12 protein-coding genes are annotated in these 12,189 nt (G+C 32.1%); all 12 read left to right on the plus strand.

What is annotated here, in order from left to right; translation table 11 throughout:
* Positions 1-9: 9 nt before the first annotated feature.
* The 12 genes from tgt to KQH81_RS07185 all read left to right on the plus strand — a co-directional run bounded on the left by tgt (position 10) and on the right by KQH81_RS07185 (position 12,178).
* The gene (gene tgt / locus KQH81_RS07130; RefSeq protein ID WP_230029151.1) at positions 10-1,140 is read left to right on the plus strand and encodes a tRNA guanosine(34) transglycosylase Tgt; all 1,131 of its coding nucleotides are present in this window, start codon (positions 10-12) and stop codon (positions 1,138-1,140) included.
* A gap of 19 nt (positions 1,141-1,159) precedes the next feature.
* Positions 1,160-1,450: a preprotein translocase subunit YajC gene (gene yajC, locus KQH81_RS07135; protein ID WP_027638018.1), complete on the plus strand. Its 291-nt coding sequence runs from the start codon at positions 1,160-1,162 to the stop codon at positions 1,448-1,450.
* A 52-nt stretch (positions 1,451-1,502) separates the two neighbouring features.
* Complete coding sequence (locus KQH81_RS07140) at positions 1,503-1,871, plus strand: TIGR04086 family membrane protein (protein WP_027638019.1); 369 nt, start codon at positions 1,503-1,505, stop codon at positions 1,869-1,871.
* Between the two features lie 70 nt (positions 1,872-1,941).
* Positions 1,942-2,079 (plus strand): six-cysteine ranthipeptide SCIFF, encoded by a 138-nt coding sequence (gene scfA, locus KQH81_RS07145; RefSeq protein ID WP_035770427.1) that lies wholly within the window; start codon positions 1,942-1,944, stop codon positions 2,077-2,079.
* A 74-nt stretch (positions 2,080-2,153) separates the two neighbouring features.
* On the plus strand, positions 2,154-3,527 hold the full coding sequence (scfB, locus tag KQH81_RS07150) for a thioether cross-link-forming SCIFF peptide maturase (RefSeq protein WP_027638020.1): 1,374 nt from the start codon (positions 2,154-2,156) through the stop codon (positions 3,525-3,527).
* Positions 3,528-3,683: 156 nt separating this feature from the next.
* A complete protein-coding gene (locus KQH81_RS07155) occupies positions 3,684-5,816 on the plus strand; it encodes a protein translocase subunit SecDF (protein ID WP_027638021.1) in 2,133 nt (710 codons plus the stop codon).
* Between the two features lie 144 nt (positions 5,817-5,960).
* Positions 5,961-6,791 carry a DHH family phosphoesterase gene (locus KQH81_RS07160; protein ID WP_027638022.1) on the plus strand — a complete coding sequence of 277 codons (831 nt, stop codon included), beginning with the start codon at positions 5,961-5,963 and terminating at the stop codon, positions 6,789-6,791.
* 31 nt (positions 6,792-6,822) lie between these two features.
* A complete protein-coding gene (locus tag KQH81_RS07165; RefSeq protein ID WP_027638023.1) occupies positions 6,823-7,341 on the plus strand; it encodes an adenine phosphoribosyltransferase in 519 nt (172 codons plus the stop codon).
* A gap of 141 nt (positions 7,342-7,482) precedes the next feature.
* Entirely contained in the window at positions 7,483-9,657 is a 2,175-nt protein-coding gene (locus KQH81_RS07170; RefSeq protein WP_027638024.1) for a RelA/SpoT family protein, read from the plus strand.
* 18 nt (positions 9,658-9,675) lie between these two features.
* Positions 9,676-10,119, plus strand: coding sequence for a D-aminoacyl-tRNA deacylase (gene dtd / locus KQH81_RS07175; protein ID WP_027638025.1), 444 nt, complete (start codon positions 9,676-9,678; stop codon positions 10,117-10,119).
* Between the two features lie 16 nt (positions 10,120-10,135).
* Positions 10,136-10,738 (plus strand): MBL fold metallo-hydrolase, encoded by a 603-nt coding sequence (locus KQH81_RS07180; RefSeq protein WP_027638026.1) that lies wholly within the window; start codon positions 10,136-10,138, stop codon positions 10,736-10,738.
* A gap of 12 nt (positions 10,739-10,750) precedes the next feature.
* Positions 10,751-12,178 (plus strand): coproporphyrinogen III oxidase, encoded by a 1,428-nt coding sequence (locus KQH81_RS07185; protein WP_027638027.1) that lies wholly within the window; start codon positions 10,751-10,753, stop codon positions 12,176-12,178.
* The last annotated feature ends 11 nt before the right edge of the window (positions 12,179-12,189 follow it).

The following is a 12,189-nucleotide window of genomic DNA, read 5'->3' on the forward strand; positions in this document are numbered from 1 at the left end:
AACATTACATTGTATAAGCTACTTAAAAAAAGCGGAAAAGTTAGAAGAGGAGAATTTCATACTCCTCATGGAGTAATACAAACTCCCGTGTTTATGAATGTAGGGACTTTAGCAGCTATAAAGGGTGCTGTTTCTACTATGGATTTGAAAGAAATAGGATGTCAGGTTGAATTATCTAATACATATCACCTTCATCTTCGTCCAGGAGATAAGGTAGTTAAGGAATTGGGAGGCTTACATCAGTTTATGAACTGGGATAGGCCAATACTTACAGATTCAGGTGGATTTCAGGTGTTTTCCCTTGCTAGTATGAGAAGCATAAAAGAAGAAGGAGTATATTTTAATTCTCACATTGATGGAAGAAGAATTTTTATGGGACCAGAAGAAAGCATGCAGATTCAAAGCAATTTAGCATCTACCATTGCTATGGCTTTTGATGAATGTATACCTAATCCATCCAGCAGAGATTATGTTGAAAGATCAGTAGCAAGAACTACTAGATGGCTTGAAAGATGTAAAACAGAGATGGATAGACTGAATGATCTTCCGGACACAATAAATAAACAGCAGATGCTTTTTGGAATAAACCAAGGCGGTGTTTATGAAGATATAAGAATAGAACACGCTAAGACAATAGCTAAGATGGATTTAGATGGATATGCTATTGGAGGGTTGGCTGTTGGAGAAACTCATGAGGAGATGTATAGAATAATAGATGCGGTTGTTCCATATCTTCCAGAAGATAAGCCTATATATCTTATGGGAGTAGGAACTCCAGAAAATATTTTAGAAGCAGTGTCAAGAGGTGTAGACTTCTTTGATTGTGTTCTTCCGGCAAGAAATGGAAGACATGGTCATGTGTTTACAAAGAATGGTAAGATAAATCTATTCAATGCAAAATATGAACTTGATAAAAAACCTATAGATGAAGGATGTCAGTGCCCTGCATGTAAACATTATACAAGAGCATATATAAGACACTTATTTAAAGCAAAAGAAATGCTGGCAATGAGGCTTTGTGTATTGCATAATTTATATTTTTATAATACACTATTCAGTGATATAAGAAATGCTATAGACGAAGATCGCTTCAAAGAGTTCAAAAAAGAGAAGCTTGATCAATGGAGTAGTAGATCTTAAAAAATAAGGAGGTGCACACATGAATAATATGATATCATTATTATTTCCTTTCGTACTTATGATTGGTTTAATGTACCTTATGGTATTTAGACCAGAAAATAAGAGAAAGAAACAATACCAATCAATGTTAGATAGTCTAAGTGTTAATGATGAAATTATGACTAGAGGCGGAATTTTGGGAAAAGTTATAAACATAAGTGATGAGTATGTTATAATTGAATCTGGCCCAGATAGAGTGAGATTAAAATTCACTAGAACAGCTATAGGTGATGTCTTAACTAAAAAAGAAGAACCAGCTAAAGAAAACTAAGAATAATTGAGCACTCCTCTTCATATCTATTAGGTAGAAGGGGGTGTTTTTTATGGAAAAAAGTGAATTCTTTTTTAACATAAGCAAAGGTGTTTTGAGATCTGTCATTGTAACAACTATACTGCTTGCCATATATTCTATCCTTATGAATTTTGTTGATTTTTCAATGAAAACTGTATCCGTTGTTTATATGGTGATTACTTGTGTCAGCATTGTTTATGGGGCTATTTATGCATCTAAAACTAATGGACATAAGGGGTGGATATCAGGTTTATCAGTATCTGCACTTTATATGCTAATATTACTTATAATAACTGCACTTATAAATGGCGGACTTGGATTTAGTAGTGTTATGGTAGTTCAAATTATGCTTGCTCTTGGAGTTGGAACATTAAGTGGAATGCTAGGAATTAATATATAACTTGCACTTTATTCTCATGGTATTATATGATATAATGGTTGAGAAATTACTTGAATGGAGGAATGTAGCAATGAAACATATCAGAACGATCAACAAGAGCAACATTAAGGATAGTTTAAAGAAGCCTGGTTGTAAGGAATGTGCTAATTCTTGCCAATCTGCATGTAAAACATCATGTACAGTTGCAAATTTAGCATGTGAAAACTAATTACACAAAATATTTTGGCAGTAACATATTTGTGTTACTGCCTTATATTTATTCTAATCTAGGAGGAAGAAAAAGTGGGCTTAATTCATAAGTTTGTACAAGACGGAGATTTTTATGTAATAGATGTAAATTCAGGAAGTGTCCATATAGTGGACAACCTAGTTTATGATTTACTTGATGAGGAAAGTTTGAGAAAAGATGAGGAACTTATAAAAGATTTTAAAGATAAGTACTCAGAAGAAGAAATAAAGGAAGCATTAGAGGATATAAAAGAGCTTAGGAGAGAAGGCCTATTATACTCGATGGATTTATATGAAGATATAGCTAGAAATCATGAAGGAGATTCATACATAAAAGCACTATGTTTAAATATAATCCATGACTGTAATTTAAGATGCAAGTACTGCTTTGCAGATGAAGGAGAGTATCATGGTAAAAGAAAACCTATGTCTGTAGAAGTTGGAAAAAAAGCTATAGATTTTGTAATCGAAAAATCTGGTCCGAGAAAGAATATAGAAGTTGACCTTTTTGGTGGAGAACCTCTTATGGCTTTTGATGCTATAAAAGAAATAGTGGATTATGCTAAAGAGCAAGAAAAAATCTACAATAAAAATATAAGGTTTACAATGACTACTAATGCTACATTATTAAATGATGAAAAAATGGAATATCTTGATAAAAATATGGGCAATATAGTATTATCCATAGATGGAAGAAAATCTGTAAATGATAAAGTTAGAGTCAGAGTAGATGGTTCTGGAAGCTATGATGCAATATTACCAAAGATTAAAGCTATGGTAGAAAGAAGAGACAAATCTAAACAATATTATGCTAGAGGAACCTTCACTAGAGAAAATACAGATTTCTTTCAAGATGTATTATCATTAGCAAATGAGGGATTTGATGAAATATCTATAGAACCAGTAGTTCTTCCAGATGATCATGAATTATCTTTAAGAGAAGAAGATCTTTCTACTATATATGAACAGTATGATTTATTATATAAAGAAATGCTAAAGCGTCATAAGGATGGAACTCCTTTTAAGTTTTATCATTTCAACGTAGATTTACAAGGAGGGCCTTGTGTATATAAGAGAATATCTGGATGTGGAGCTGGACATGAATATGTTGCTATAACACCAGATGGAGATATATATCCATGTCATCAATTTGTTGGAAATGAAGATTTTCTATTGGGCAATATATTTGATGGTGGAGAAATAAATAAGGAATTATCTAATAAATTTAAGAAAGCTCATATATACAATAAACCGAAATGTGATAAATGCTGGGCTAAGTTCTATTGTAGTGGGGGATGTCAAGCAAATAACTTTAATTTTAATGGAGATATGAACATACCTTATGAAATAGGATGCAAAATGCAAAAGAAGAGAATAGAGTGTGCAATTGCACTTAAGTCAAAAATTATGGAAATGGAACAAGAGTAAAGGTAAATATTGACTATGAAAATATTGAGTTATATAATTACACTATAGAATATTTAAACAAATTTTATTGCATTAGACATGAAAAAATAAAGATGATTGTGCTGATATTAGTTTATTATGTTGGTGTAACATCCTAAAGAGCAGAGGGGGAAAAAAATGAAAACTACAGGAAGAAAGGGCTCAAAGGGAAAAAGCTGGGCACTATTCTTAGTTGTCTTAGCTATAGTATGCTTTGCAGCTTATAGCGGCATTTATGGAGTTGATCTAGGGAATTACAGAATTAAGCCTTTCGGGGAACTTATATCAAGAGGTTTGGACCTTCAAGGCGGAGTTACTGTAGTTGAAGAGATTGTATCTGATGAACCAGTTGATACAAAGGTTATAGAAAGAACAAAGGAACTAATAAACTTAAGAGTAAATAAATTAGGTGTTGGAGAAACTGTAATAACAGTTGAGGGAGATAATAGAATAAGGGTAGATATACCAGGAAGTTATGACTCTTCTGGTATAATTGAAACTTTGACAAAAACAGGAGAACTTACTTTTAAATCACCTGATGGAGAAGTGATTTTGACTGGTAAGGATGTAAAGAATTCTCAAGCTAGAGTAGATGATAAGAATACACCTATCATAGACTTAGAACTTACTGATGAAGGAACAGAAAAATTTGCACAAGCAACTGAAAAGTATTATGGAAAAAATATATCAATAAATATGGATGCTGATCAAATTTCTAATCCACAGGTAAGTGCTGTTATAAGAGATGGTAAAGCCATAATAACAGGAAGTTCTAGTATAGAAGAAGCTAAGCAGACTGCTGGAATAATACAATCTGGAGCATTACCTGTTACACTAAAAACTGCATCTGTAAAAACTGTAGGACCAACTTTAGGTGCTAATGCTATGCCAAATGCTGTAAAAGCTGGTGTAGTGGGTGTAAGTTTAATATTCTTATTCATGATTTTATATTATAGAATACCAGGAATTATTGCTGATTTAGCATTAGTTGTGTATATACTTTTAGTTATGTATACATTCTCAGCAGTTGGTGTAGTACTTACATTGCCAGGCATTGCTGGACTTTTACTTACAATAGGTATGGCAGTAGATGCCAATGTCCTTATATTTGAAAGGATAAGAGAAGAACTTTCAACAGGGAAGTCTATAAAAACATCAATAGATTCTGGATTTAATAGAGCTCTTTCATCAATACTTGATTCTAATATAACTACAATAATAGCAGCTGTTGTATTGTATTTCTTAGGATCGGGTTCTGTAAAAGGATTTGCTTTAACACTTATGATAGGGATAATCCTAAGTATGTTTACAGCTATAATAGTAACTAGATTATTTACAAAATTAGCTGTTGGAATGGGACTACTAAGTAAGCCATCATTATTCGGAATCAAAAAGAGCAAAGAAACTAAGATTTTCAAGATAATAGGAAAGACAAAAATATGGTTTGCAGTATCTCTTGTAGTTATTACTATTGGAATTGGATGCTTGACAGTTAATGGATTTAACTTTGGAATAGACTTTAAAGGTGGTACCCAAGTTGTTATAGATTTTGGAAAAGACTTTGATAAAGCTGAAGTTGAAAAAATTGCAAGTAAATATGCAAATGATATAACATCTAACAAAGTAGATGATACTCAAATAGAAATAAAGAGTAATGGTCTTGAAAGCAGTAAAGTTAAAGATATGTTCTCTGAATTAAAAGAAAAATATTCTTTAGAAGATTCAGCTCTTCTATCTGAAGATCAGATAGGAGCATCAATAGGAGCAGAACTTAGAAATAAAGCTGCACTAGCTCTTTTAGTTGCAACAGCAGCTATGCTTATATATGTTGCAATAAGATTTGAATTTAAATTTGGAGTGGCAGCAGTTATAGCATTAATCCATGACCTGCTCATAACTATAGGAATTTATGCTATATTCCAAATACCCGTAAATTCATCATTTATAGCAGCTATCCTTACAATAGTAGGATATTCTATAAATGATACAATAGTAATCTTTGATAGAATAAGAGAAAATTCAAAGACTATGAGAAGAGTGAATAGCAGTGAGGTTGCAGATATAAGTATATCTCAAACTATGACGAGATCTATAAATACGGTTTTAACAACTCTTATGACTATAGTTTGTGTATATATTTTCATACCTTCAGTAAGAGAATTTGCACTTCCTCTTATAATTGGAATTGCATGTGGAGCGTATTCATCGATTTTCATAGCAAGTCCTATATGGGTATTGCTGAAGAATAAAATTAAAAAAGGCAAGCATTAATCTAAAAAAGTAAGCATTAATAGCTTTTATAGTATAAATCCTCTAAAATTTAGAGGATTTATACTATTTTATCCTAAAACATTTGTCAAACTGCATATTTTCTTATATAATATATATGTTTTCATAAAAGTGGAGGAGTTAGATATGCAAAAAATATGGGACAATATATGCCGTCCAAACACTGTTTTAGGCTATAATCCGTTTTTAATTGACAAGATGGATGGGGCTATGAACAGGATAGCAAAAGCTGTGAATGAGCGGGAAAAAATAATTGTATATGGTTCGAGCAGCGTGGATAGCATATGTGGATGTGCTTTGCTTATAATTTTACTAAAATATTTAAACGCTGATGTAGATTACTTTATATCTGAGAAGGAAAACAAAACATTTATATGTACTGAAGATGTTAATAGTCATATAAAGATTTTAGGAACTTCTCTTATTGTATCTATAGGTCCAAATATTGAGTCTAAATTTCAAGAATCAATATTTAATGATATGGGTATAGACGTTATAGAAATTATAGATTATGAGGAATTAAGAAATTTAAAATCTATATCTTTAAGTAGCAATAAATTATCCCTAAGCTCTCTAACTTTTAAATTTACTCAAGCTATCGGAGTTTACTACAACATAAAAAATGTTAATAGATATATAGATTTGGTTATGCTAGGAATTGCTTCGTCTAACAAAAAACTAAGTGGCGAAAATCAAATTTTTTATAAAGAAGGTCTTAAATATCTTCCTAAAAGCAACAATAAAGGATTAAGAGCTTTAATGAAGTTGCATAATGTGTGTGAAGGAAGAGAAGAACAATTAGAGAAAATAATAAATGCAATAACTCCCAGCGGAAATGCTGTAGGAGAAAGTGATAATGCTAGAATTGTGTTGGAACTTCTTGTGACTTCTAATGAATACAGAGCGGCACAGATTTCTAAGTATTTATACAAAGAATTTGGAAATGAGCTGTCTTAATCAGAGAATATTATATGTGGAGGGATTAAAGATGAGTATAAAAGATAAGATAAGAATAATTGAAGGTTTTCCAAAAGAAGGTATTAGTTTTAAAGATATAACAACTTTAATTGGTGATGGTGAAGGATTAAAGGAAACAATAGATGCAATAGTTGATGAATTAAGAGATAAAAATATAGATATAATAGTAGGACCAGAAGCAAGGGGATTCATATTTGGTGTTCCAGTAGCCTATGCATTAGGAGCTGGATTTGTTCCAGTAAGAAAACCAGGAAAGCTTCCATGCGAAACTTTAAGCATATCATATGACTTAGAATATGGATGTGATACTCTTGAAATACACAAAGATTCTATAAAAAGAGGGCAAAGAGTTGCTGTAGTTGATGATTTACTTGCTACAGGAGGTACTATTTCTACAGTTGCAAAACTTGTCGAAGAAGCAGGCGGAGAAGTGGTTTCTTTTAATTTTGTAATAGAGCTTACAGAGCTAAATGGAAGAGATAAGCTAAAAAATTACGAAGTAAGCAGTTTAGTTCAATATGACTTATAAAAATTTTTGATTTTATGGTGGTTAACCAGAAAAAATTAAAATTGCAAACTTCTACACATTATTATATAATTTACTTAAACAGGCTGGTTTACAACCAGCCTTTGATATTATGAAGTTGTGTGAGTAAGAGGAGAGAGTTAAATGCTCGATAAACTATTAGATAGAATAGATAAAAATAATAGTAATATAGATAAAGCTATGGTAGAAAAAGCTTATCATATAGCTGAGAAGGCTCATATAAATCAGAAAAGAGAGTCAGGTGAACCTTACATAATTCATCCTGAGGAGGTTGCTTGCATACTAATCGATATGGGCTTGGATACAAGCACTGTAGTTGCAGGGATTTTACATGATGTCATTGAAGATACCGAATATGTGTATGATGATATAAAAGAATTATTTAATGAAGAAGTTGCTAATTTAGTAGATGGAGTTACAAAATTAGAAAAGATTCAGTATAAATCAAAAGAAGAAAGGCAAGCTGACAATGTAAGGAAAATGCTTCTTGCCATGACAAAGGACATAAGAGTTATTCTTATAAAACTGGCAGATAGACTTCACAATATGAGAACGTTAAAATATACATCGCCAGATAAACAGAAACTGAAGTCGAAAGAAACTTTTGATATTTATGCACCATTAGCTCATAGATTAGGTATGTCAAAGGTCAAGTGGGAATTGGAAGACTTAGCCTTTAGATATATGAATCCAGAAGAATACTATGAATTGGTGCATCAGGTTGCAGAAAAAAGAGCAGAGAGAGAAGCGTACATAGTAAAAGTAATGGATGATTTAAAAGAGAGACTTTTAAAATCATCTATTGAAGCGGAGATAGATGGAAGACCAAAACATTTTTACAGTATTTATAGAAAGATGGTCAATAAAAATAAAACTATAGATCAAATTTTTGACCTTACAGCTATAAGAGTATTGGTTTCCAATATAAAAGACTGCTATGCAGTTTTAGGAATAGTTCATACTATATATAGACCTATACCAGGAAGATTTAAAGATTATATAGCTATGCCAAAACCTAATATGTATCAGTCTCTTCATACTACGGTTATAGGGCCTCAAGGGAAAACCTTTGAGATACAGATAAGAACTTTTGAAATGCATAAGACAGCTGAATATGGTATAGCAGCTCACTGGAAGTATAAAGAAGGAGCTGCAAATGGAGAGAGTAAAAACTTTGATATGAAGCTTTCATGGATAAGAGAGATGCTTGATTGGCAGAATGAAGCATCTGATGCAGAAGAGTTTATGGAAGGCTTTAAGATAGATTTATTTTCCGATGAAGTTTTTGTCTTTACACCAAAAGGTGTAGTAATAAATCTTCCTCAGGATTCTACTCCTATAGACTTTGCATATAGGATACATACGGATATAGGAAATAGATGCATAGGTGCCAAGGTAAATGAAAAAATGGTTACCCTTGACTATCATCTAAAAACAGGAGAAATAGTAGAGATTCTTACTTCACCTACAGCAAAAGGGCCAAATATAGATTGGCTTAATATAGCAAAATCTAATCAAGCTAAAAGCAAGATAAGATCATGGTTTAAAAAGCAAAAAAGAGAAGAAAACATATCAAAAGGTAAGGATGCTTTGGAGAAAGAGTGTAAGAAACAAGGTTTTAACTTTACCGAGTTCGCAAAAGGTGAGTCATTTGAGAAATTATTAAGAAGATATAACTTGAATAATATAGATGATCTTTATGCTGATGTAGGAGCCGGTGTTATAATGGCTTCTGTTATATCAAGTAAACTTAAAGAACCTATACTGTCTAAAGCTGAAGCTGAAAAAAATATGAAAGAGCTTTTAAATAACAATAAAAAGAAAGCTAAGAAAATATCTAAAAACAGCAACGGTGGTGTTACAGTAAAAGGGTTATCCAACGTACTTATAAGATTTGCAAGGTGCTGCAATCCTCTTCCGGGAGATGGCATAATTGGCTATATAACAAGAGGAAAAGGCGTATCAGTTCACAGAAAAGACTGTAAGAATATATATAGTATACCTGCAAGTGAGAAGGATAAATTAGTGGAAGTTGTATGGACAGAAGCAGAAAAGAGCGGATATACTGCAGAAATTCAAATTATAGCTGAAGATAGACCAGGAATGTTGTCTGAAGTTACAGTAGTTATAAGTGAACTTAAAATACAAATAGATGCTATAAATGCGCGTACAACAGATGATGGTTTATTTGTATCAAATACTAAGCTTAGAATTACAGATGTGGCTGAGTTAAATAATGTAATAAAAAGACTTAAGAGAATAAAAGGCATAATGGAAGTTGCAAGAATAGAAAATTAATAATATGGATGTGAGCATATGAGAGCAGTATTGCAGAGAGTTACAAGCTCCAAAGTAGTGGTTGATGGAGAAATCGTAGGAAGTATAGAAAAGGGTCTTAATGTGCTTTTAGGCATATCTAAAGAAGATACCATAGAAGATATACCTTATTTAAAAGACAAGATAATAAACCTGAGAATCTTTGAGGATGAAGAAGGAAAGATGAATAAATCTCTTTTAGATGTAGGTGGAGAAATTCTTTTGATTTCTCAATTCACCCTATATGGAGATTGTAGAAAAGGAAGAAGGCCTAATTTTATGGAAGCTTTAGGGGGAGAAGAGGCAAATAAAATTTATGATGAGTTTGTAAAAAGTTTAAAGGGAACTGGAATTAAAGTTGAAACAGGAATATTTGGAGCTCATATGGATGTATCCATAGAGAATGATGGACCTGTAACTTTGATAGTAGAAAGCAAGAAATAAATCGGAGGGGTTAAAGATGGTTATAAAGAGAATACCAGCAGGAATTTATGCTGCAAACTGTTATATAATTATGGATGAAACTACAAAAGATGCTGTAGTTATAGATATCGGTGGAGATGAAGATGATATAATAAAGGCTGTAGAAGCGTTATCAGCTAATGTTAAGGCTATATTATTGACTCACGGTCATTTAGATCATGTGGATGGTGTCATTGGATTTAAAAAGGTATACAATGCACCGGTATATATAAATAGAGAAGATGAAGAACTTATGGAAAAGGAAGCATATATGTTTGGAAGTTTTGAGGGAGACAAAGCTGATCATTATGTAAATGATGGAGATATAATAAAGGCAGGAAGCATAACTGTTAAGGCCATAGCTACACCAGGTCATACTCCAGGTGGAATGTGCTATTTAATAGAAAAAGATATGTTCACAGGGGATACTTTATTCCTTAGATCTGTTGGAAGATCTGATGGACCAGGAGGAAGCCATGAGGTTCTTATAAATTCTATCCATAGTAAGCTTATGAAATTTGATGACAATATAAAAGTATGGTGTGGGCACGGTCAAGGAACCACTATTGGTAATGAAAGGGTACTAAATCCTTTTTTATAAGAGGAGAAAAAAATGAAAGTTAAAATTAATCTTAATAACTTAAAATATAGATATGACATATATCAGATTTTCAATTTATTTTATCCTTATGATGCAATAGAATTTGGAGAAGAAGAATCAACTTTTGAAGTTATAGTTGAAAATCATTGTATAATATTAAAGACAGCAGGAAAAAATTTAGAAAAGACTTTTGAAGAAGAAGTCACTAAACAACATTTAAAAAGAGAGATATTTAAGTTCTTAAAAAGCTTAACTCATAAGGAACTTCCATGGGGAACTTTAGTTGGAATAAGACCAAGCAAGATAGCTTTGGATATGGTAAAAGCGGGATATAGTAATGATGACATAATAAAGTATTTTAGGGACAACTATCTTGCCAGTGAAAAAAAAGCACAGCTTTGTATAGATGTTGCCGCCAGAGAAGAGAGTTTTGTAAACCATGATAAGAATTTAGTCAGTGTATATGTAGGAATGGCATTTTGTCCAACTAGATGCGTATATTGTTCTTTTGCATCTAATCCTATAGGAGGAAATAAGAAATTAGTTGAACCATATGTGGAGTGTTTGAAGCAGGAAATCTCAGCGATTGCTGAATATATAAAAGATAAGAATTTAAAAGTTCAATGCGTTTATTTTGGAGGGGGAACCCCAACATCTGTAGACGAAAAGACATTTCATGGAGTCATGAAAGAAATCTATGATGATATAATATCACAATTTAATCCTGAAGAATTTACAGTTGAGTGTGGAAGACCTGATAGCATAACTGAAGAAAAGCTTAAAACTATGAAAGACTTTAAGGTCAATAGGATAAGCATAAACCCTCAAACTATGAATGATAATACTTTAAAATCCATAGGAAGAAACCATGATTCTAAAGAAGTGATAGAAAAGTTTAACTTGGCTAGAAGCTTAGGTTTTGACAACATTAACATGGATATAATAGTTGGACTTCCAGGTGAAGGTTTAAGAGAAATTAATCATACATTAGATATTATAAAAAAGCTTAGCCCAGATAACCTTACAGTTCATGGAATGTCTATAAAGAGGGCCTCAAAGCTTCATGAAGAAATAGTTTTAAAAAATACAGTAAAAATAGCAGAACAAGAAGAACTTAATAAAATGTATGAGGCGACGACTATAGCAGCTAAGGAGCTTGGAATGAAGCCTTATTATATGTATAGACAGAAAAATATGGTTGGTAATATGGAGAATATAGGATACTCTATAGAGGGTAAAGAAAGCATATACAACATTCAAATAATAGAAGAAAAACAGACAATACTAGCTGCAGGAGCAGATGCAGTAACTAAAGTAGTCTTTTTAGATGAAAACAGACTTGAAAGATTTGCTGATGTTAAAGATGTGAGAGAATATGTTAAAAGGCTGCCAGAAATGGTAGAGAAAAAAATAGAACTTTTAAATACTTTGTACAGTTAGGAGAGGATTTT

The sequence above is a fragment of the Clostridium cadaveris genome, from assembly GCF_020911725.1.
Lineage (GTDB): Bacteria > Bacillota > Clostridia > Clostridiales > Clostridiaceae > Clostridium_X > Clostridium_X cadaveris.